The organism is Pedobacter nutrimenti (assembly GCF_032678445.1).
GTDB lineage: Bacteria > Bacteroidota > Bacteroidia > Sphingobacteriales > Sphingobacteriaceae > Pedobacter > Pedobacter nutrimenti_A.
The window spans coordinates 144,207-166,419 of the sequence record NZ_JAVTSQ010000008.1; the positions used below are offsets into that span (position 1 = coordinate 144,207).

Consider the following 22,213-nt stretch of genomic DNA (forward strand, 5'->3'; position numbering starts at 1 on the left):
GTTCTTAGTCTAAATTTGAAGTAAATACACATTCACCGTTTTTCCAGACTTGTGCAGGTTTCAGTTTTCCTTGCTGATATAGAATTTCTCTGTAATCATTGATCTGGAACAACAGAAAGTCGGCAAGCATATCTTGTTCTATGCGTCCACGGTCTGTTAAGTTTAGAGCCCGGGCTGCTCTGTAAGTAATGCCGGCCAGGATTTCGGCATTGGATAATTTCTCAAAAGTACCAAGTATAGATGCCTGAGAAAGCAGATCACCCATAGGTGCGGAACCTGGATTCCAATCGCTGGCAATGGCCAGGCAGGCACCGGCATCCAGCAATTTTCTGGCCGGGGTAAATGCGCATCCCAAACCTATTGTTGCTCCGGGTAAGGCCATGGCTATCGTATCGCTTTGGGCAAGTAGCTGGACTTCCTTGTCGGTACTGGCTTCCAGATGATCCGCACTTAGTGCATTTATCTGTACAGCGACTGCACTTCCGCCTGTACTAAACTGATCTGCATGGACCGTAATTTGGAAACCCTGTTCAATTGCCTTTTTAAAATAGGGAAGGATATTTTCGGGAGAAAAGGCACCTTTCTCTACAAAAGCATCTATCCGGTTACATAGGCTTTCTTCAAGGAGCACAGGGAATAACTCCTGGCTTATTTTCTCCAGATATTCACTATGGCTGCCTTCAAAATCTCTTGGGAGGGTATGTGCGGCCAGACAAGTACTGATCAGTTCTGCAGGAGTTTCGTGATTTGCAGCTTTTATAGCGCGGAGCATTTTTAATTCTTCTTTTACAGAAAGACCATAGCCACTTTTAACCTCTATGGTGGTTACACCTTCCGATAGGTGGCGATTGGCTCGGTGAATGGTTGATGTGGTCAGCTCATCAAGAGATGCTTTACGGGTATGTTGTACCGTATCCCAAATACCACCGCCTGCTTCAGAGATTTCCAGGTAGGTTTTTCCGGAGTTGCGCATGGCATAGTCCTGGGCCCTGGAACCTGCAAAACAAATATGAGTATGTGCGTCTGTAAGAGCCGGAATACAAACATATTCTCCTTCAAGGGTAACTGTCATTGCTCCAAGCAGCGCGGCTTCCTTTTCCAGACTTTCATAGTTGCCTGTTTTAAAGATCTTGTTCCCTTTTAACAGGATACCCGCATGAGCAAGAGGTACTATTTGTTCATCTGCAATGGCTCCCTTAAGGGGCAGGCCAGCTAAGGTAATGAGCTGGGTAAACGGACCTATGAGTTTATATGCTGTATCCATCACTTAAAATTCGTCAAAGTAACTACTGTATTCTGTAGCATAAGGTACGTTTTCCTGAGCAGCAGTTTCTCTGGCAATTTGTGGTAAGGTACCTTTGCTTACCAAATCAATGCAGTTCTGCATCAAATCGTACATGATCTGGTCTTGTTCAATATGTGGAACCTGCTGACGGACCAGTTTGTGTATGGCAACCGGAATTTTTCCCGATTGAAGTGGCGTGTGAAAGTCCAGGGCCTGGGCGGCACAAAACAATTCTATACCCAATATTTTTTCTACATTATAGATCACCTGTAAGGCTTTACGTCCACTGATGGAACCCATACTTACATGATCTTCCTGACCCAATGAAGTTGGAATACTGTCGGCGCTTGCAGGAAAGCATAAGCCTTTGTTTTCGCTGGCCAGGGCTGCAGAAGTATATTGCAGGATCATGAAACCAGAATTAAGCCCCGTTTCTTTTAATAGCAATTTAGGTACGGCAGGAGTAATGCCTTCGAGTGATAGATAAATTCTCCGATCAGCAATGTTTCCAAGTTCTGATGCAGCCAGACAAGCATAGTCTAAAGCCATGGCCAAAGGTTGTCCGTGGAAGTTTCCTCCGCTGATGGTTAGATCCTCACTGAAAATTACCGGATTATCGGTTACCGAATTCAATTCTATTTCTAAAAGTTCTTTTAAATGTAGCCAGGCATTTCTTGATGCGCCATGTACCTGGGGAATGCAACGTAGGGAATAAGGGTCCTGAACGCGTGTGCAGTTGGCATGAGAAACCACAATTTCCGAGTCCTGAAGCAGGTTTCTCATGGTGGCAGCTACGTGCATATTTCCTTTAAAAGGTCTTAATTTATGCAGTTCAGCACTGAAAGGTTTAATAGAGCCCAGAAGTCCTTCCAGCATCATCGCTGCAGTGAGGTCTGCTGTGGCCAGTAGATTATGTAATTTTTCAACCACTTTAACGCCATGAGCTGCAATAAACTGCGTTCCGTTGATCAGCGCAAGGCCTTCTTTTGGACCAAGGTGTATAGCCGTAATGCCGTGTTCTTCAAACAGCTTTGCGGTAGAGATGATATTTCCTTTATAATGCACCTGTCCAAAGCCGATTAAGGGAAGGAAAAGGTGGGATAGTGGAGCCAGATCTCCGGAAGCCCCTACAGAACCTTGCATAGGTACCACAGGAATTGCTCCGGTTTCTAAATGCCAGATGATACGGTCGAGCGTGCTTTCCTGAATACCGGAATAGCCTTGCGCAAGGGCTTGCACTTTTAGAACCAGCATCAAGCGGGATATGTCCTCGGGAATTGGTGCACCTGTACCTACAGCATGGCTCTTCAATATATTTTCCTGAAGTGTCTTGGTGTCTTCGGCAGAAATCATGGTGGTGCATAAGGGGCCAAAACCAGTGTTAATGCCATAAACAGCTTTGTTTGAGACTGCAATGTTTTCGACAATGGTACCGCTTTGTTTTACTTTTTCCCTTGTTTCGGGGCTTAATATGCCTTTTATTTTTCCTTCGCTAATGGCTAAAGCTTTTTTAGCTGTCAGAAAGTCGGTGCCGTATTTAAAGATCTGTTCCAAGATGATATGTTTTTATTTAACACAAATATATTTCATAGTTTTGATGCTTATAAATACCATTTACATCATTGATTAATAACTATGGGTTATCAGATAGAGCTTAGACACCTTAAATACTTCCAGGTGCTGGCCCAGGAACTGAAGTTTCGGGTGGCCGCAGAAAAACTATTTATCTCTCAGCCCGGTTTGACAAGGCAGATCCAGCAGATGGAGGAAATCTTTAATGTGACTCTTTTTGACCGGACCAAAAGGAAGGTGGAGCTGACCGCGGCCGGACTTTACCTAAAAGGGGAGGTCGACTTTATGTTTAATCACCTGGAGACCGTAAAGCGGCAGTTGGAAAATATTGGTCAGGGTAAAGAAGCCGAACTGAGAATCGGTTTTTTAGGCTCTGCAGCACAAAAGGTACTGCCGGAATTGTTATTGAAGCTGAATGCAAGCTACCCTGGAATTCAGACTACGCTGGAGGAGATGTCTAATAAACTTCAGGTAGAACTTCTGGAAAAAGATAAACTGGATTTGGGCTTTGTACGTTTGCCCCGTGTTCCTGATGGGATGAGCAAACATCTGGTGTTTACAGACTCGTTCTCTGTTGTACTTCCAAAAAACTATCCCTTAGATAAAGAAAGTTTTAAGAATGTGCGGCAGTTGAGTAATGAACCGTTTATATTCTTCTCCAGCGATGACAGCCCATTTTATTATGAACTGATCATGAGCATTTGCGAAGATCAGGGGTTCAGGCCAAAGGTTTTTCATAAATCAGTTCATGCGCTCACGATCTTTAAATTGGTGGAGGAAGGCCTGGGGGTAGCCATTGTACCCAGCTCTCTAAAATATGGTTATGATTTGGAAGTGAAGTTTATTGAAATTGAAAATATAGGCCAACGGACGGAATTATTTGCCATCTGGAAGGATACAAATAGAAACCCGGCTTTGAAAAATGCGGTTGATTTATTGGTTTGAAATTAAGACTTTGTTTCGTAAAAATCCTGGAGCATATCAAATTCTCCTTTGCGGGCAAAGTTAGCCTTTTCCAAAACACGCTTTGCAGCTGCATTTTTGCGGTTAACCACTGCACCAATACTCGGTATTCCCTGTGCTAATATTTCATCAACAATTGGAGGCAGGATTTGTGTCATAATATAGCATCCGGTGGCGCCGCTGCTCAGGTAAAACTCTATGAAATACGGATATTTATTGATCACATAGAATTCTTTAGCGACTTCAGGAGAGATCAAATCAATAATACCAACAACTTTGTCCTGTTTCTTATCTGTAATGAAATGCACATAATTTCTGCCAGAATGATAATTGACCACCATGGTTTGCAGAAAGATTTCTGCTTCTTCTAACGAATTTAAGCGTTTTTCCGGAATATATTTCAGGGTCTGGTCATCTGTTAAAATAGAAAACAAATCAGCAACAAGTTGTTCATACCTTTCCAGGTCATCCGGACGAAACGGGTGGATCAGCAGTTCATTGTTTTCATAAAAAATGGGCTTCAGCATAGAATTTAAAGGTCATTGGTAGAACGCCAAAATAAACAAATTCTATGGAAACCAATGGGATAAATGACAATACTTATTATCCCTGTTTTCTTACATATTTAGTTAGGATGACGATCACCTGACCTTCAATTTTTCCTTCGATCTGGTCGGTGTTGTTTTCAACCAGGCGAATATTCTTAACTACTGTACCTAATTTTGCACTAAGTTGAGAGCCTTTAACATCTAAAGTTTTGGTTAAAACAATCGTGTCTCCGTTTTGCAGTACCCCACCAATAGAATCCAGGTGCAGTTCAATGGTATCTGTATCGTTATCAAGACCGCCGGCTGCCTTTGCCCAAGCTAGTCTTTCCTCGTCAAGATACATCATGTCCAGATTATCCATAGCCCAGCTTTCATTGCTAAGTCTGTTCAGCATACGCCATGAAACAACCTGTACAGCTGGTACATCACTCCACATGCTGCCGTTAAGGCAATTCCAGTGTTTGCTGTCCAGTTCTTCTTTCCTTTCAATCTGGTTCAAACAGGTGGTACAGATCATCATGCAGTTGTTTTCATTGCTACTGGATTGAGGAGGTACTTCATAAAGATGTAGTGGTTCACTGCTTTGACACAATTCACATTTATTTTCACTTCTTCTAAGCAGTTGTTCTTCTAGTCTCATGTTTATTCCGTTAGTTAAAAGCCGCGAATATACTAGAATTTCAGACAAATAATCTTTCCATCCATGGTGGTTGCGATCAAGCTATTGTCTTTGACGAAGGACAGAGGGTTTACCAATGCATTAGAAAGTTTATGGATCCAGGCCAACGAACCATCTTTACGGTTAAAAGCGTAGATGTTTCCTGAATTACTTAGTCCAAATACCAGACCATCATATTCCTGAACTAAAGAAGGTGAAATTTCATAACCCATATTTTTGCCACTTTTCCATTTTACATCCATTTCATTTGCTTGTGAAGAAATGCCCAGTACATCACCGTCCATCGTTTTTACATAGACGAGGCTACTGTCTGAAGAAAGCCCCATGGACTCTCTGACCCTTATTTTTGGGTCTCCTTTGCGCCAGATCACGGCTCCGGTTGCCGCATCGAGACAGGTCATGTGGCGGTCTGGCGCTACAATGAACAGTTTGTTGCCGGTAATGACTGGAACACAGGAAGCGGGAGAGAACATGCGGTTGGTATAACCATCGTCCCAACGCCAGATCAATTTGCCTGTGTTTTTATCCAGGGCATAAAAGGAATTGCCCCAGCTGCCAAAATAGACCTTGCCATTTTTTACAACTGGTTTACTTTCGGTAAAACCCTTTACTTTTTTGAATTTCCAGAGCAGTTTGCCGGTGCCCAGATTGTAGCACATGAAATGTCCGTCTGAACTACCGCAAAATACTTTATCACCGTCAATTACAGGGGAAGCAACTATCGGTTTGTGCGATGCGGCTTTCCAATTGATTTTTCCGGTAGTATTGTCCAGGCAATAGATATATTTATCTGTGCTTGCCACTACAATAGAGTTTCCTGCAGCGTCTGGTGTGCTGTAGATCTTTCCACCGGTTTTTATGCCCCAAACTTTACTTCCATTGTTTATGTCATAGGCTTTGATCCAGCCATCTGTATTGGCTACAATAACATATCGGCCTGAAATCACTGTTCCTGAGCCAATGTCACTGTCGTCTTGCATGCTCCAAACCTCTTTTGTACCAGAATATTTTTCATTTACATCAAAATTGGGGCGTGGATATTTATCCAAAGTAGTGAAATCGTGTGGATAGAGTCTGGCAGTTGCCCAGGCATGTGGATTTGTAGCCATACCCGGCTTACGTTCATTGTAGAATACCGAGTCTTTGGTAATGGTCACGATATTATAACCACCGATGGAGTCTTTTGCACGAAGGTTTGAACGTCCCATTACCCCGGGGATACCTTCAAAATTCAACAAATGATTGTTGTGACCATGGCCGCAAAGGATGAGTTGAATGTTGTGGGTTTTTAGCCGGTCAATGCTTTCATACCAGTTATTCAGAGAGGAATCCTGAGGATAGTGGTTCACAAATATAATAGGAGTGGATTTTGGCGTTGCTTTAAGTACGGAATCCAGCCAAACTATGTTTTCCCGTGGAATTTGTCCAGGACTCATTCGCATATTTGGACCACAGTTGGTGCCCAGAAATAAAATGCCATTGTGTTTAACAGAAAAGGTCTCAGAGCCAAATACAGTTCTGAAACTATTGCCGCCGCTTTCTGACCAGCACATATCGTGATTGCCTGGAATAATGTACCAAGGCTTGTTCAATTTTTTTAAAATTGATTTGGAAAGCCGGAGTTCTTTGTCTGCGCCAAATTCAGTCACATCACCGGTGAATAGTACGAATTCAAGTTCTGAATTGTTGTTGATGTCATTGACCGTACGTCTTAAATCCTCTTCTCCAGTTTCGCTGCCGACATGCGTATCGGTTACGTGCGCAAATTTCCAGGGTTTGTTTTGGGCGTTAACTTGTAATAGTATCGAAAATAGGAATCCTGTAATAATGAATATCTTTTTCATGTCGCTAACAATAATACCAATACCATTTATAATAATAACGATACTTGTTGTAATTATTTTGTTTCTTATAAACAGAATTTATAAGAAGAATTATCTGTTTTCTATTGTACCAGGATTAGAAATTGATTTAATTTTTTAAAGTATACTAACTTAGTAGTATTTGATTATTGTTTTTATCTTTGATCCTGATCATGGCTGTAATTTTCATGGGCCGGCGAATTTATAAATAAGTAATTGTAAAGATTAAAGAGAATAGCTAGATTTATGCGCTCCTCATTAGCAGTTCTTACCGAATTATATAGTTGCTTACCCATCTAAATATTATATGTGATTTAGATTATAATTGTAGATAGTAAAATGTTTTATGTAAAGTAAAAACCTTATGGCCCCCTACACTACACTTAGTGACGCCGAATTAACTGTTTTGCTAAAACAGCAGGACCAAAGGGCATATACCGTTATTTACGAAAGGTATTGGGCGCTGTTGTTTCGTCATGCATGCAGGATGCTTAAGGATGAAGAACAAGCTGCAGATGTGATACAAGATTTATTTACTGTAATGTGGACAAATGCAGAAACACTGGAAATTAGTACCTCGTTGGCTTCGTACCTTTATACATCGCTTCGAAACCGGATATTAAAACTGATCAGGAGAGAAAAGGTACAAATCAATTATTTGATTACACTTCCCGATTTTGAAAAAGAGGGCCATAATATTACAGATGAAATTCTGCGTGAAAAAGAACTCCAGATGCAAATTGAAAGAGAAATTGAAATGCTTCCATCAAAAATGAGGGAAATTTTTGAATTAAGCCGAAATGCACATATGAGTTATAAACAAATTGCAGAAGAAATTAATATTGCAGAGGGAACAGTGAAAAAGCAAGTCTATAATGCATTGAAAATATTGCGGGCCAGACTGGGAATGACGTTTTTTATGGGCATTATGAAATTAATGTTATTTTTTTTTAAATAAATCTACCACTTTGTCTGTTTTAAAGGGTCATCTATTTAAACAGGCTAATACTGCGCTATAGAACATGACTGAACAAGAAGCAAAAGAACTGCTGAAGAAATATGAGAATGACTTATCCGGCCCGGAAGAAAAAGCTTTTATTGAAAGCTGGTACCTGGATTTGTCTACGCAAGCCGAGGATTTGAAGATAGAACCAGATTATACATTCTGGAACCAAAGAATAAAGAGAAATCTCCATGTTCAGGAATATAGTGGAACCTGGAAATTATGGACACGTGTTGCTGCTGCTGTAGTATTTATAGTTGCGGCGTCAGGTTTGTTTTTTTACTCCACAGATTACTTTAAGACCAAGAGTGAACAAAGTGATCTGAACTATGTTGAAAGCAAAATTAAGCCGGGAGGGAACAGGGCATATCTGACATTAGCGAATGGTAAAAGGCTATCTCTTACAGATGCAGGGAACGGAGAACTTGCTAAAGAAGCAGACGTTGAGATTACAAAAACTTCAGATGGTCAGTTAATTTATACGGTGAACAGGAATTCCAAACAAGAAAAGCCACTTATAAATACGATCGAGACACCTAAAGGAGGACAGTATCAGATACTTCTGCCTGATGGTACAAAAGTTTGGTTAAATTCGGCAACTACCTTTAGCTATCCTACAAAATTTACAGGTACCGAGCGTAGGGTAGAGCTTAAGGGAGAGGGGTATTTTGAAGTGGCTCGTGACAAATCAAAGCCATTTAGAGTTGTTTCTAAAGATCAAACCATTGAAGTTTTGGGTACCCATTTTAATGTCAATTCTTATTCTGACGAGGAAAATATAAAAACTACGTTGGTAGAAGGCAAAGTAAACGTAAAGGCTGGAGGTGGTAATTCAGTTGTTATTAATCCTGGTGACCAGGCGGTTGTTGCAAAGGGAGAGATCAAAGTATTGAAGGTAAATACAGATGATGTAATTGCATGGATCAATAATACTTTTGTGTTCAACCATGAAGAACTGGGTAGTATTATGAAAGAGATTTCCAGGTGGTATGACATAGAGGTTATCTGTTCTCCGGAAATTTCTAAAAGACCTTTTTCGGGCACTATTTCGAGACAAAAAGGAATACTTGAAGTGCTGGAAGTCATGAGTCTTACTCAATCATTTCATTATAAAATTGAAGGAAGGAGGATATCTGTTATGCCATAATTTTACTATTTCTTAACAGTATATTCCTGAACATAAAAAGATCCAGAAGCGGTAGGACGCTCCTGGACCTGATACTCTTCTGAGTAAGTGTTTGGGTAATACTGAAAAATAAATCGACTTTACTAAACATGATGTACTAAACCCAAACAAACAAATGTATGAATTTTTACAGGACATTTAGGCGCTGTATAAAAAACAGTGCCTGTGCCAATATTTTACTGAAATTGAAACTGACCTTTATTATCTTGACCACGGTAATTCTGCAAGTTAGCGCAACCGGCTACGCACAGATTACGCTAAAAGAAAAAGGCGCTCCATTAGAACAAATCATACAAAAAATACGGAAACAGACCGGTTACGATCTATTTTATGATGCCAGTACCTTGTCTAAGGCCCGGCCTGTTACTATAAATGTCACGAATGCTTCGCTAGAGGAAGCTCTTGAAAAGTGTTTCAAAGACCAGCCCTTTACGTACAGAGTGGCAAGAAAAACCATTGTAGTTCAATATGCCGCTTTGGAGCGTGTTGTGCTGGTACAGCCAGTTCGAACTATTGTTGGAAAAGTTATTGATGAATTAGGTAAGCCAATTCCGGGAGCTTCTATCCGAATTAAAGATTCCAACGGAAGACCAATTGCAACGCGTTCTGACGGAAGCTTTATCATTGTAGTCGGATCAGAGAACGATGTATTGATTGTGTCTTATATCGGCTATAAAACCCAGGAAGTGAAACTAAAACCCAATCAGGGGCCTTTGCTGATCAAAATGGAGATAGCAGAGAATAAGATGAATGAAGTGGTGATCAATACAGGTTTATTTAAAAAAGCGGACAAAAGTTTCACCGGTGCCTCCACAACGGTAACACAAAAAGAATTGAAACAATTCGGTAACCGCAATTTGATCACTTCTTTAAGGAATATTGATCCTTCTTTTAATATTATTGAAAGTAATTCATTTGGATCTAATCCAAACCGTTTGCCAGAGATTCAAATCCGCGGAGGATCCAGTATGCCAAACGTGAATGATTTACAGAATAATACCAGAGTTGACCTGAATACCCCTTTGATTATACTGGATGGTTTTCAGTCGTCACTTCAGGCGATGCTGGACATTAATGAGAACGATGTGGAATCCATCACTATGCTTAAAGATGCAGCCGCAACGGCCATTTATGGATCCAGAGGAGCAAATGGTGTAATTGTAATCACCACCAGATCCCCTAAGCCAGGTAAGCTTCGTTTAAGTTTCGGTTCCAATCTCAACATTGAAGCACCAGATCTGACGCAGTACAGCTTGCTTAATGCGCGGGATAAACTCAATTTGGAATTCATTGCGGGCTATTATAATAATGCAAGAGCAGAAACGGACCTGCCATTGAAAAGATATTATAATTACCTGCTCAATGAAGTAAACCGCGGCGTTGAAACCGACTGGCTGGCTATCCCGCTTCATACAGGGATTGGTCAACGTCATAACCTGCGCATTGAAGGGGGAGATGAAGCATTTCGTTATTCTGCTTCCGGTCAGGTGAATAACATACAGGGGGTAATGAAAGGATCTTCCCGTAATACCTTCAACGGGGGGATTACCTTATCTTATACCTATAAGAATATCAGATTCAGAGATAATCTCCAGGTGCAGCAGGGTAAATCTACAGAATCTCCATACGGGACTTTTTCAGACTACGCCAAAATGAATCCCTATTGGAGAGCTTATGACGATAAAGGAAATGTTTTAAAATTGGTTGGAGATCCGGGAAACCTGGACTGGACCAATTATTGGACGGGAGCATTACCTACAAATCCTTTATACAATGCAACTTTAAATGGTTTCGACAAATCTTCAACATCAAATATCATCAACAATGCATCGGTAGAGTGGAGTGTTCTGCCAGAACTTACTTTACGGGCGCAGCTCGGTCTTACCAAAGGTATTGTTCAGTCGGATAAATTCAGGTCTGCAGATAATACCGCATTTGCCAACTATGGTGTCGATGACGTGTTTAGAAAGGGAGATTATGTATATGGAGTTTCCAACAGCCTGGGATATGATGGCTCACTGAACCTTGCTTATTCTAAAACATTTGGAAAGAACCATGTCGTTTTTGCCGGTGTGGATTATAATGTGCGTCAAGATAAAATGTCTGCTTACAGCTTTACTGCAGAAGGTTTTCCAAACGATAGTTTTGACTTTATTTCGATGGGTTTGCAGTACGCCAAAGATGGAAAGCCGTCTGGTACTGAGGCCTTATCGCGTGCGATAGGGATTACGAGTAACGTAAACTACATTTATGCCAACAAGTATTTTGTGGATGCAACATTGCGTCTGGATGGATCCTCACAGTTCGGTTCCAAAAAACGCTTTGCTCCATTCTGGTCTACGGGTTTGGGCTGGAATATTCATAATGAAAGTTTTCTGGCAGATAACAAGATTGTTAACCGTTTAAAATTGCGGGGCTCTGTAGGAATAACAGGTTCCCAGAATTTTAGTGCTTACCAGGCTTTATCTACTTATAGTTATTATACAAATGATCGTTATTTTAACTGGATTGGCTCCCATCTTTTGGGAATGGGTAATGACAACCTGCAATGGCAGCAAACGTTGAAATATGATGTTGGTACAGATGCAGAGTTTCTAAACAGACGTTTGAAGGTCACGGCCGACTATTATATAGAAACCTCTAATGACCTGGTTTCTTCTGTTAACCTGCCTGCCTCAAATGGTTTCCCTTACTATACAGATAATATTGGTAGAATGAGGAATAAGGGCTACGAATTGAAAGTAACAGGTTTTTTGATGGCCAATCCTCAAAAATTTACCTGGAGTATATCTGCGGCTTTAATGCATAATGCAAATAAAGTTCTGGAAACCTCACAGGCGTTAAAAGATGCGCAGAAAACTGTTCAAAATGGCCTTTTAGGTAGTCCAGGCGTGCTATATGTAGAAGGTTATTCCAGTAAAGCAATTTGGGTAGTACCTTCTTTGGGAATTGATCCGAGTACAGGGAAAGAACTTTACCTGGGGGCCGACGGCCAGCCAACCTATGTTTGGAGTGGAAATAATGTACAGGCAATGGGCAGTACAGAGCCAAAAGCCTATGGTAATTTCAGTACGATGATCAGATATAAAAACCTGTCTTTGAATGCTTCATTCCGTTATACTATGGGTAGTCAGCAATACAACCAGACATTGGTAGATAAGGTGGAGAACGGAGATTACCACTACAATGTAGACTCCCGCGTGTTTTACAATCGCTGGCAGCAGCCAGGAGATGTTGCTGCGTTTAAAGGTTTACTGGTTACGGGAGCAACTTATAAAACCTCCAGATTTGTACAAGACGAAAATACGCTGATCTGTCAGAATATTGATATTCAATATGACCTGAGGTCTAAACGTGTGCTGAAAAAGCTTGGTCTTGAAGCCTTGAATTTTACGGCTGATATCGCAGATCCGATGTACTTGTCCACCATCAGGCGAGAACGGGGTACATCTTATCCCTTTTCAAGACAATTTTCATTAAGTATTAATGCAACCTTCTAAATCTATAGAAATGAAAAGAATTAGTTTTATAATAGTGGTTATTTTGGGGATTCTGACTTTTGCTTCCTGCAAGAAATTTTTAACAGTTGTTCCAAAAACAGAAAAACCACAGGATGTTATTTTTAGTGCCGAGGGTGGATTTAAAGATGCGCTTACCGGGGTATATATTCAAATGAAAGACAATGGCGTATACGGTGGTGCCATGACACAAACCACTATCGAACAATTGATCTCCAGTTGGGATGTAACTGCGAATACGACAGAGCAGAGGCTCGGCCTTTTCAATTATACTGATGCCGGCGTGGAAAGCGCACTGTCTTCCATTTATGCAAAGGAATACACCACAATTGCCGGTATAAACGCTATACTTGGTCAGATTGATGTCCGGAAGAGTGTATTCAAAACTCCGGGAATGTATGAAACGATCAAAGGAGAATGTCTGGCCTTACGTGCTTATTGCCATTTAGATATATTAAGGCTTTTTGGTCCAGTACCAACAGCACCCTCAAATGGAAATGCCCTGCCTTATGTTACCCAGCTGACCACAACCGCAAATCCAAGAATTTCGTTTAATGATTTTCAAACTTTATTACTGAAGGATTTAACCGATGCCGAAGCACTGCTCAAGGATATCGATCCGGTTACTAAATACAGTTTAACCCAATTGAGAACTCCGGGAGTTTCTTCGGGCTTTAATCCATCGGACACTTATTTTGCATATCGTTATCTAAGGATGAACTACTATGCCATAAAAGCCTTAGAGGCAAGGGCCTATTTATGGTTTAACAACACTCAAAAGGCCTATGATTGTGCTAAACTGGTTATTGATGCTAAAAACGATGATGCAACCGTTAAGTTCAGATTTGGGACTGCTGCAGATCTAACCGCTAAAAACTTTGTACTAACGCCCGAACACATTTTTGGTCTGTATGATTTTGATATGCTGAATAAATATACCTCCAGATACAGCGGAGGTGTTTTAAAGAAAGGGACATCTGCAACAACAATTACAAATCAGTTGTATGGTACAACAGGAACGGATATTCGGGAAAGTGGTCTTTGGGAACTAATTACGCTTTCAAACGGGGCAAAATGTTACGTAACTAAGAAATATCAAACATTGGATAGCAAAACAATTACAATAGCAACAGATTTTAAGCAGATTCCAATGCTTAGAATTAGCGAAATGTATCTGATAGCCGCTGAAACGGCACCATTTGCAGAAGGACAGAATTACTTTAAGACTTTCAGAACTTCCAGAAATATCGGGCAATTGCCTGTTCCTGCCGATCCGAATCAACTCCAGGCAGAAATTTTAAAGGAATATAGAAAAGAGTTTTATGCAGAAGGACAGGCCTTTTTTGCTTACAAGCGATTAAATGCCCCAAAAACCAGTGTGCTGTTTGCTCCTGCAGCAGCAACATTGAATTATTTGATCCCACTTCCAAAAACAGAAGCAATTACTCAATAATAAAGTAAAGAGAAATGAAAACGTTAAAATACGTACTGATTGTTATGGCGGTTATAGCTGTGGCGTCATGTAAGAAAGACCAGTATTACTTGTTTAATGATACCGCACGGATCCAGTTTGGCCCGAATTCTACCCGCATCTATACTGCTTCTTACAATCTGGCAGATACCCTAAAGCCTTTTACCTTCTATTATGAGTTGCCGTCTGTAACCGAAGACACCGTGTTTTTCGATATCTATGCTATAGGAGGGGTATCCAAAGCTGACCGGAGCTTTACGCTAAAACAGGAGCAGGTTCCGAATGTAAGTAATGCGGTGGCTGGTACACACTACGTGGCATTTACAGATCCAAGGGTAAGTAAATTCTATACTATAAAAGCAGGGACCGTACATACTTCAGTTCCGGTTATTGTATTGAGGGACCCCAGTCTGAAAACGAGCACAGTTGTACTTAAGTTAAATGTAGCGTCTGATGGCAACTTTCAACTGGGAGAGAAAAGCAATTTATGGAGAAAAGTTCAGCTCACCGATCGTTTGAGTCAGCCAGCATCGTGGAACGCCACTTTTAGCCAATATTATTTTGGAAAATACAGTACTGTGAAGCATGCCTTTATGATCCAGGCTACCGGCCAGAAATGGGATGATAGCTTTATTTCTGTGACGAGTGCAGATTATGCCTTGCTTCAATATTATATAGGTGTGGTCAAAACTGCACTGATTGATTACAATAAGAATAATCCTGGAAATCCACTTAAGGATGAAAGTGGAGAACTGGTTGTTATACCTTAAAAAACGGAACAAATAATATGAAACATATATATGTATTAATAGGCTCAGGATTGCTTTTGTTAATGGCTTCCTGTGCAAAGGATAAAACCAATTTTGATTTGAAGCCTAAGGAACAGATTACGGTAACAGGCCTTGAGTCTTCCTATACGACCATATCTCAAAAAGATCATCTGACCATTGATCCTATGGTGACTTCAACCGAGCCAGATGCTAATTTTGACTATTTATGGGGCATCTATGAAACTAATGTTCAAGGCTCCGCACCCGTTTTAGATACTATAGGAAGAACAAAGAAGCTGGATTATTTAGTTAAACAAGCTTCGAAGGGTTGGGTGCTGGTATTTCGGGTAACCAATAAAAAAACAAAATATGCCCAGTACTTTACTTCCGCGATTAATGTGGTTACTCAATTTACAAGGGGTTGGTATGTCGCTAAAGACGATGGTAACCAGTCGGACATGGATTTGTTTTTAACACCAGCTTCCCTTGTTCCGGATAGTAAAGTGGAGAACGTGTATAGTACTGTTAATGGCAGTAAATTGAATGGAAAGGCGCAATTACTGACTTATTTCAGTAGTTATAAATCTACGGTTACGGGCGTGCTTTCCAATACCAAGGCCTTATTTCTGACCACCGACAAAGATGTTTCTGCGATGAATATGAATACCTTAAAACAGATCAGGAATATCAATACACTATTTTATCAGGCACCAGCCACAGTGGCGCCAGATGCTGTATTCTTAGGCTCAAGTGCAAATTACCTGGTCAACGATGGGCAGTGCTACAGCATTTATGCCATGTCTGCCAATTCCGGTCAGTTCGGAGTGCGCAAGATGAAGGATGATGCAAATACGCCTTATCATTTATCCCGGTATTTTCTAACAAGTACCAGTACAGACCCCTATTTCTTTGATGATATGAGCAGCTCTTTTTTGATGGGTACCGCAACCGGTGCCGTAATGACAGCTGTTACAGATGACGCTGTTACAGCTATGCCCGCGCAAAACAACAATAAGAAAATGATCTATATGGGGTTCAAAACGACCACTTATGTTGCAAGTGAATATGCCTCTTATGTTAATGGTTATGCCATATTTCAGGATAAGGCTAATCCGTCATTAAAAATACTGGCACAGTTGAATCCAAATAAAACCAAAATGTCTATGGTCAATGACACCCTAAAAACTACCGATAAGATATTCAATGCCACGAATTATGCGCTTTTAGACGGAGATGAAAATTTGATTTATTTTGTAACAGGTAACCAGGTTTGGTCCAGGAATCTGAGCAATAAATTTGAGCAATTGCAATTTACCGCGCCAGCTGGAGAGGAGATTACTTTTATTCGCCACAAAAAATATACGGAAACAGGCTATACGCATAATTATGTGCTGATCGGAACGAAATTGGGCGATAGCTATAAGGTCAGGATGTTTACTAAATCATCCGGCAGTTTAGCTTCCTCACCCGACATTACCCTCGAAGGGAAGGGAATCGTAAGGGACGTGATGTATATGTCGCCCTCTGTAAGTGAATATACCTACAGCAACTCTTATTAAGCGGAACACCAATAAAAACCATACATAAAAAAAACAAACATGATTAAAAAATTATTTGGAGCAGCATTGATCCTTCTTATGGCTTCGTCTGCATTTGCACAATTGCCGGTTGAGATTACCGGATCGTTAAAAAAACAAAAACTGGTTCCTGTAAAACTTTTTAAAGTTCAGGACGGAAAACCGGTGGAGATTTCTACTTCAACACCAGGAGCAAAGGGGAATTTCGGGTTTATATTTTATCCGGAATATGAAGGCTTATACGTGATTGGTACAGGAACAGCGGGTAGCCCTAATGATAATTACAAGTTTTATTTTAAAGGAGGAGAAAAGCTTTCCTTATCTATCCTCGATTCAAGTTATGTACTTAATGGAAAATTAAATTCAAAAGAGAATGTCGTACTGACCCAATGGCATGATTTTACCAATCCTTTGGAACAAAAGGCTATTAACTTCATGAAAAACCAGAGTACTTTTGTTGATTTCTTTCCAAAACTGGAAGAAATCTCCGCGAAAAGTAAAGGCTTTTTGGCGGGCAAAGCCACAGGCAACGCGAAATTTGATAGAAATATGAAGCAATATATGGCATGGGATATGGCCAGTTACGCTACAAATTTTCTAAATACCCCGCGTTCCGCGCATCCATCTGTAGAAGAATACAGTCCGTATTACAGTACGCTTAAAGCAAAAGATTTTGCCGGAAGTGCAGCTGCAGTATACAGTAATCCATGGGGAATCAGGACGCTGTCGGGACTAATGAGTGTGAATATGAGGCAAGAGAATATAAAGTATTCCAGGGGGATCGAAGGCGTGAAAAATGACTTCGCTTTTTTGCCAAATGATACCCTTAAAGGAGACTTTATTTTAGATCATGCTGCCGGCTATAAAAACTACTCTGATTATAAGGAGCTTATCGATGCTTATGGTAAATACATCATTACATCGAGCCAGAAAAAGAGAAACCTGGATATCCTTACTCCATTGGCGCAATTGAAACCGGGAGATGCGGCTTTTGCTTTTTCATATCCGGATAAAGACGGTAAGACCGTAACTATGGCAGATCTAAAAGGGAAAGTCGTTTTGGTTGATGTTTGGGCAACCTGGTGTGGACCTTGCAAAGCGGAAATCCCACACCTTAAAAAACTCGAAGAAGAGATGAAAGGTACAGATGTGCAGGTGGTGAGTATCTCTGTTGATGAGGCCAAGGACAAAGATAAGTGGCTTAAAATGATCAAGGATGATCAGCTTGGCGGCTTGCAGCTATTTGCGACAGGATGGAGCGATATAGCGAAATATTATAAAATCAATGGAATCCCCCGTTTCATGGTATTCGATAAAGAAGGGAAAATCATTACTGTAGATTCTCCAAGGCCATCGGATCCAGCACTCAAGGCCTTGTTAGAAAAGACATTGGCTGGTAAATAATGAAAAATATGAAACGAATGTTCATGGCTATTGTTATGCTTTTTTTAAGCCTGGGGCTTAAAGCAGAAACTGACAGCCTTACCATTTCAGGTACTTTAACCGGACTTGAAAAGAATAAAGTGGTGATCTCATTTACAGATGAGAACGGAAAGAACCAATACCTTTCTGCTCAGGGAGTGAATGACCGCTTTGTTGTTCATATACCCGCTCAGCATCAGCCCGTTGCGGCCAGGTTATCTGTCTCCTTACCTTACAATCCTTCTGCAGGTCATGAAATGCCTCGGCCACCTTTTAATTTCTTTATATGGAATAAAGACTTGGCTATTCAAGGCAAGGCCAGCACTATCATTTCGCTGAAGGTTAGGGGAGATGCAGAGAATAACCTCTATAATGAACTTGTTCAGGAAACCGCTGGAGGAGAGCTTCGTTATCAGGAACTTCTTCAACAGATGATTAACTCCAAAAGTAAATTGTCGTCCATTGATTCTGCTGCGCAAAGTGAAGAGATCCATAAAATTTCCATGGAGAACTATAAAAGGCAAAAAGATTTTGTACGGGCACATCCGGATGCATTTGCCTCTGTTTTTTTATTGAGCCGTATGGAGAACTTATATAGTGCCGATCATTATGTAGAAGCCTGGAAGAGCCTTGCACCAACTTATAAAAATACAGCTCTTGGTCAGGGTATCCAGAAATCTGTAGATAAACTGACTCCAACCCTGGCTGGCACACCAGTATTTGCTTTTGAAAGATTGGACAAAGATGGAAAGAAAGTAAGCACGGAACTGTTGAAAGGAAAAACATATCTGCTTGATTTCTGGGGAAGCTGGTGTGGGCCTTGCCGGGCAAGTCATCCGCATTTAAAAGAATTGTATAAAAAATACAGCAACAAAGGCTTTGAAATAGTGGCGATTGCACAAGAACGAGGTAAAACACTTGATGAATCGAAAGCCAGTTGGTTGAAAGCGATTAAAGATGATCAGATCAATTGGGTGCATATTTTAAATCAAGACGGGATAGAAAAGCAAAATATCGTTAAAATGTTCCATATCAGTGCTTTTCCAACTAAAATATTGATTGATTCAAATGGTAAGATCTTAGTGCGTGTTACGTCTAGCGCTACCGACGATATCGATAAAGCATTAGAAAGGATTTATGGGCTCTAAACAACATCTATATTTATTTTTTATGCTGATGTTGGGATTTGGGCTTTCTTATGGACAAACTGGTGTAAGTGAAAATATACCCTCAAAATTACTGGTTAAGGTTCCATTTGAAACAGAACATGGCTCCATTATCCTTAAGGTCAGGATCAATAACAGTCCCAAAGTTTTGAGGTTATTATTCGATACTGGTGCAGACGGAATGGCTATAAGTCAATCGCTGGCAGATTCAATTGGTTTGAAAATAACCCGGAAACAAAATGCTTCTGTGGTTGGCGGCAATATGGAGATCCAGGTTTCTGACGGAAATACGGTTCATTTAGATGGCTTTGAGGTGAAGAACCAAGGTATCGCTGTTTTTAAAGAAATGCACAAAGATTTGGATGGAATTATTGGAAATAGCATTGCCAGAAGGTATATCACCAAAGTTGACTACGATAGGAAAGAACTTTCTTTATACAATTTTGGTGATTATCAATATGAAAAGGAGGGAGCGTCCATACCTTTTACAATGCCTTCTGGTTTGTTCATTATCCCCGGATCCTTGAGTATAACGACTGAACCTGTGCATACCGGTGATTTCGTTTTTGATACTGGTGCCTCTTACAGTTTGATTTGTTTCAGACCTTTTGTAAAGAAGAACAAGTTATTGGTTAGTGGATTTAAGGCAGAATACAATGGCAGCACAACCAGTATGGGAATGACTACACCTACCTTTGGCGGCAGGGCAGCAACGTTTTCTTTTTCCAATATGCCCGTTATAAAGAATATGCCTGTAACGCTGATGGCAGGAGGTGGGCAAAGCGAAAGCTGGAACCCGGGGTTTGATGGCTCTATTGGTGTCCGGTTGATCAGCCGTTATAATTTTACGATCAATATGCAGAAAAAAGAAATCCATTTTTCTCCTAATAAAACTTATAGTTATCCCTATGATTTTTCTATGGGAGGTTTTCTTTTTGGTTTTGATCTAAATGGTGATCTAGTGATACAAGGTTTGACTGCTGCTGAAAATCCTAAAGTTGGTTTAAAGTCTGGGGCCAAAGTGCTAAGCATCAATGGACTTTCTGCTCAAGTGCTTTTGAAAGACAACAAACAATTTAATAAGCTTATGGCATTGCCTGCAGGTGCATCGTATGTTGTAGAATCTGTTCAAAATAACAGGCCATTTAAAGACACCATTATTAAACAAGAATAATTAACTCATCTCACCTCTTATTAACGATTTCACATTGTTAATAAGAGGTTTTATTCGCTTCAAATTAACACTCATGAAAGGTAAGTCTGAAATAACATCTGTTAGCTTTGGAAATTACATTCGAAAGATTAGAATTAAAAGAAAATATTCTCAATATTTTATGGCCCATGCCTTAGAAATATCCCAGAATTCGTATTGTTTACTAGAAAATGGAAATACTAAAATCAATCTGGAACGTATTGTAGAACTGGCTTTAATCTTTGAAATTGATATCCACTTTTTTATACTCAATTATCTTAACGAATTTGATCCGTCAAGTTCTACATTGTTAACAACAAAACCGAGTACTTTATTGTTGTAGAAGTTATATGGCATGGAACCCAAACATCTACAACAAATTCAAATCAGAACGATTTGCCCCTTTTTATGATTTAATGATCCTTATTGACATAAAGCCCGATTTGAAGGTAATTGACCTGGGCGCTAAGTTTTAGTTGTCTATTCCCGGTAAATAGATCCTGAAGGTTGTACCGGTATTTACCCGGCTTTCTACTTCTATTCTGCCTCCTTGTGCTTCCACTTGGTTTTTGGTGATGAATAAGCCGATTCCTCTTGCATCTTTATTTTGGTGAAAAGTCTTATACATCCCAAATAATTCAGAGCCATGACGATCCAGATCAATCCCCACCCCGTTGTCTTCGATTTCAAGTGCCATTTCCCCATGAATAGAATACACTTTGATTCCGATTTTGGGCGTCCGGTTAGGAGAACGGTATTTTATGGCGTTTGTTAGAATGTTCAACAGTATGCTATCCAGATAGGCAGGATTGCAAAAGACAAAAAGGTTTGGATGTACATCTAAAGAAAACGATGATTTCTGCTCTTCGGCGATGGCTTTGATACTGAGCAGTACTTTTTTGATCTCCTGTTCCAGGTTCAATGCCTTTTTATGCTGATGACTATTCAGTTGAACCTTTACGACTTCGTTCAGGTTATCTATGGTTTCCGATAAGTGATCTGCATTTTGAAGAAGTAAGGAGATGATCTCTTTTTTTTCCTCCTCATTGCTGGTCTCTGCAAGTAATTTCAACATCATTTGAAAGTTTGAAGAGTGGGATCTCAAATTGTGTGAAACAATATGGGCAAAGTTTACCAGTCTGTTGTTCTGGTCATTGATGATCAGTATGGTCTTTTTTTGTTCCTGTTCGGCTTGCTTGCGGTCAGTAATATTTTTGATCTGCGAAACAAAATATAAAGGTGTGTCGTCTTTCCAGACCAGGCTCACATTAAGCTGTACCCAAACAATCTCCTTGGTTTTATGGATATAACGCTTTTCCATAGAATAAGAACTGATCTCCTTGCGCAGCACCTTATGCAGGTATTCCAGATCGAGGTTCAGATCTTCGGGATGGGTCAGTTTCTGAAAACTTCTTCTTAACAATTCTTTTTCCGAATAACCCAGCAGCTCGCAGAGACTTTTATTTACTTTGATCCATTTTCCTTTGGGCGAGACCAGAGCCATACCAATCGGCGCGAAATCGAAGGCTTGGTGAAACCTGTCCTGATTGATTCTGAGCGTTTCAATAAGGTCTTTTTGTTCCGTAATGTCCTGAACTGTACCTACTAACTTATAACAAATGCCATTTATGAATTCGGCCTGAGTGTGAGATTCTATCCATTTGATAATCCCTGTTGCGGTTTTTATTTTATACTCATTACTCAACGTCTCCTTGCTGGAGGTGAGCTGCCGAAGGAGTTGTTCCAGCCGATCTGGCCCTGGAGCGTCTACATGGTAAGCCATGGCCTCATTCAGATCTGGCTGATGAAATTCATCAACATCAAATATTTGTTTGGTCACAAGATCCCACGTGAGCTTTTGGCTCGGAAGATCGAGCTCCCATAACCCGATTTTAGCAATTCCAGCGGCTTTCTTATACAATTTGAGTTGGTGATCCATTCAGGTTTGTCGCAAATTTGGAATGATGATTTGGTTGGTCCAAAGATAATAGAATAAAAA

The 22,213-nt window shown here is 40.4% G+C and carries 17 protein-coding genes; 11 read left to right on the top strand and 6 right to left on the bottom strand.

Annotated features, from left to right (window positions below; translation table 11 throughout):
- Positions 1-4 precede the first annotated feature (4 nt).
- Positions 5-1,264, bottom strand: coding sequence for an imidazolonepropionase (gene hutI, locus R2S08_RS15740; protein ID WP_316836046.1), 1,260 nt, complete (start codon positions 1,262-1,264; stop codon positions 5-7).
- A gap of 3 nt (positions 1,265-1,267) precedes the next feature.
- Positions 1,268-2,839: a histidine ammonia-lyase gene (gene hutH, locus R2S08_RS15745; RefSeq protein ID WP_316836047.1), complete on the bottom strand. Its 1,572-nt coding sequence runs from the start codon at positions 2,837-2,839 to the stop codon at positions 1,268-1,270.
- 81 nt (positions 2,840-2,920) lie between these two features.
- Between hutH and R2S08_RS15750 the strand changes: the two genes are divergently transcribed.
- Entirely contained in the window at positions 2,921-3,802 is an 882-nt protein-coding gene (locus R2S08_RS15750) for a LysR family transcriptional regulator (protein WP_108554049.1), read from the top strand.
- Positions 3,803-3,804: 2 nt separating this feature from the next.
- Here the strand turns inward: R2S08_RS15750 and R2S08_RS15755 are convergent, their stop codons facing one another.
- From R2S08_RS15755 to R2S08_RS15765, 3 genes are all read right to left on the bottom strand, one after another.
- Complete coding sequence (locus R2S08_RS15755; RefSeq protein ID WP_316836048.1) at positions 3,805-4,347, bottom strand: GNAT family N-acetyltransferase; 543 nt, start codon at positions 4,345-4,347, stop codon at positions 3,805-3,807.
- Between the two features lie 76 nt (positions 4,348-4,423).
- Positions 4,424-5,008: a PhnA domain-containing protein gene (locus R2S08_RS15760; protein WP_316836049.1), complete on the bottom strand. Its 585-nt coding sequence runs from the start codon at positions 5,006-5,008 to the stop codon at positions 4,424-4,426.
- A gap of 32 nt (positions 5,009-5,040) precedes the next feature.
- Positions 5,041-6,891: a PQQ-binding-like beta-propeller repeat protein gene (locus R2S08_RS15765; RefSeq protein WP_316836050.1), complete on the bottom strand. Its 1,851-nt coding sequence runs from the start codon at positions 6,889-6,891 to the stop codon at positions 5,041-5,043.
- A gap of 382 nt (positions 6,892-7,273) precedes the next feature.
- Here R2S08_RS15765 and R2S08_RS15770 point away from each other — a divergent pair, with 382 nt between their 5' ends.
- The 10 genes from R2S08_RS15770 to R2S08_RS28895 all read left to right on the top strand — a co-directional run bounded on the left by R2S08_RS15770 (position 7,274) and on the right by R2S08_RS28895 (position 20,557).
- Complete coding sequence (locus R2S08_RS15770) at positions 7,274-7,867, top strand: RNA polymerase sigma-70 factor (protein ID WP_316836051.1); 594 nt, start codon at positions 7,274-7,276, stop codon at positions 7,865-7,867.
- A 64-nt stretch (positions 7,868-7,931) separates the two neighbouring features.
- Positions 7,932-9,059 (top strand): FecR family protein, encoded by a 1,128-nt coding sequence (locus R2S08_RS15775; protein ID WP_316836052.1) that lies wholly within the window; start codon positions 7,932-7,934, stop codon positions 9,057-9,059.
- A 158-nt stretch (positions 9,060-9,217) separates the two neighbouring features.
- Positions 9,218-12,598, top strand: coding sequence for a SusC/RagA family TonB-linked outer membrane protein (locus R2S08_RS15780; protein WP_316836053.1), 3,381 nt, complete (start codon positions 9,218-9,220; stop codon positions 12,596-12,598).
- A 10-nt stretch (positions 12,599-12,608) separates the two neighbouring features.
- Positions 12,609-14,069, top strand: a complete 1,461-nt coding sequence (locus tag R2S08_RS15785) for a RagB/SusD family nutrient uptake outer membrane protein (RefSeq protein ID WP_316836054.1) — start codon at positions 12,609-12,611, stop codon at positions 14,067-14,069.
- A 14-nt stretch (positions 14,070-14,083) separates the two neighbouring features.
- Positions 14,084-14,857 (top strand): DUF4843 domain-containing protein, encoded by a 774-nt coding sequence (locus R2S08_RS15790; RefSeq protein ID WP_316836055.1) that lies wholly within the window; start codon positions 14,084-14,086, stop codon positions 14,855-14,857.
- Between the two features lie 17 nt (positions 14,858-14,874).
- Positions 14,875-16,416, top strand: a complete 1,542-nt coding sequence (locus tag R2S08_RS15795; protein WP_316836056.1) for a PKD-like family lipoprotein — start codon at positions 14,875-14,877, stop codon at positions 16,414-16,416.
- A gap of 39 nt (positions 16,417-16,455) precedes the next feature.
- Positions 16,456-17,838 carry a TlpA disulfide reductase family protein gene (locus R2S08_RS15800; protein ID WP_316836057.1) on the top strand — a complete coding sequence of 461 codons (1,383 nt, stop codon included), beginning with the start codon at positions 16,456-16,458 and terminating at the stop codon, positions 17,836-17,838.
- A gap of 8 nt (positions 17,839-17,846) precedes the next feature.
- Complete coding sequence (locus tag R2S08_RS15805; protein ID WP_316836058.1) at positions 17,847-19,004, top strand: TlpA disulfide reductase family protein; 1,158 nt, start codon at positions 17,847-17,849, stop codon at positions 19,002-19,004.
- Entirely contained in the window at positions 18,994-20,196 is a 1,203-nt protein-coding gene (locus R2S08_RS15810) for an aspartyl protease family protein (RefSeq protein WP_316836059.1), read from the top strand. Before R2S08_RS15805 ends, R2S08_RS15810 begins: the two co-directional genes overlap by 11 nt.
- A 73-nt stretch (positions 20,197-20,269) precedes the next feature.
- A complete protein-coding gene (locus R2S08_RS28895; protein ID WP_410479528.1) occupies positions 20,270-20,557 on the top strand; it encodes a helix-turn-helix domain-containing protein in 288 nt (95 codons plus the stop codon).
- A gap of 129 nt (positions 20,558-20,686) precedes the next feature.
- Here R2S08_RS28895 and R2S08_RS15815 read toward each other — a convergent pair whose 3' ends face one another.
- On the bottom strand, positions 20,687-22,153 hold the full coding sequence (locus tag R2S08_RS15815) for a PAS domain S-box protein (RefSeq protein WP_316836060.1): 1,467 nt from the start codon (positions 22,151-22,153) through the stop codon (positions 20,687-20,689).
- Positions 22,154-22,213: the final 60 nt, after the last annotated feature.

What these genes read in the sequence shown, in the direction of transcription:
- R2S08_RS15770 (WP_316836051.1), top strand. Translation starts at nt 7,274, where the DNA reads ATGGCCCCCTACACTACACTTAGTGACGCCGAATTAACTGTTTTGCTA.
- R2S08_RS15800 (WP_316836057.1), top strand. Translation starts at nt 16,456, where the DNA reads ATGATTAAAAAATTATTTGGAGCAGCATTGATCCTTCTTATGGCTTCG.
- R2S08_RS15775 (WP_316836052.1), top strand. Translation starts at nt 7,932, where the DNA reads ATGACTGAACAAGAAGCAAAAGAACTGCTGAAGAAATATGAGAATGAC.
- R2S08_RS15795 (WP_316836056.1), top strand. Translation starts at nt 14,875, where the DNA reads ATGAAACATATATATGTATTAATAGGCTCAGGATTGCTTTTGTTAATG.
- R2S08_RS15785 (WP_316836054.1), top strand. Translation starts at nt 12,609, where the DNA reads ATGAAAAGAATTAGTTTTATAATAGTGGTTATTTTGGGGATTCTGACT.
- R2S08_RS15805 (WP_316836058.1), top strand. Translation starts at nt 17,847, where the DNA reads ATGAAACGAATGTTCATGGCTATTGTTATGCTTTTTTTAAGCCTGGGG.
- R2S08_RS15810 (WP_316836059.1), top strand. Translation starts at nt 18,994, where the DNA reads ATGGGCTCTAAACAACATCTATATTTATTTTTTATGCTGATGTTGGGA.
- hutI (WP_316836046.1), bottom strand. Translation starts at nt 1,264, where the DNA reads ATGGATACAGCATATAAACTCATAGGTCCGTTTACCCAGCTCATTACC.
- R2S08_RS15760 (WP_316836049.1), bottom strand. Translation starts at nt 5,008, where the DNA reads ATGAGACTAGAAGAACAACTGCTTAGAAGAAGTGAAAATAAATGTGAA.
- R2S08_RS15750 (WP_108554049.1), top strand. Translation starts at nt 2,921, where the DNA reads ATGGGTTATCAGATAGAGCTTAGACACCTTAAATACTTCCAGGTGCTG.
- R2S08_RS28895 (WP_410479528.1), top strand. Translation starts at nt 20,270, where the DNA reads ATGAAAGGTAAGTCTGAAATAACATCTGTTAGCTTTGGAAATTACATT.
- R2S08_RS15755 (WP_316836048.1), bottom strand. Translation starts at nt 4,347, where the DNA reads ATGCTGAAGCCCATTTTTTATGAAAACAATGAACTGCTGATCCACCCG.
- R2S08_RS15780 (WP_316836053.1), top strand. Translation starts at nt 9,218, where the DNA reads ATGAATTTTTACAGGACATTTAGGCGCTGTATAAAAAACAGTGCCTGT.
- R2S08_RS15815 (WP_316836060.1), bottom strand. Translation starts at nt 22,153, where the DNA reads ATGGATCACCAACTCAAATTGTATAAGAAAGCCGCTGGAATTGCTAAA.
- R2S08_RS15765 (WP_316836050.1), bottom strand. Translation starts at nt 6,891, where the DNA reads ATGAAAAAGATATTCATTATTACAGGATTCCTATTTTCGATACTATTA.
- R2S08_RS15790 (WP_316836055.1), top strand. Translation starts at nt 14,084, where the DNA reads ATGAAAACGTTAAAATACGTACTGATTGTTATGGCGGTTATAGCTGTG.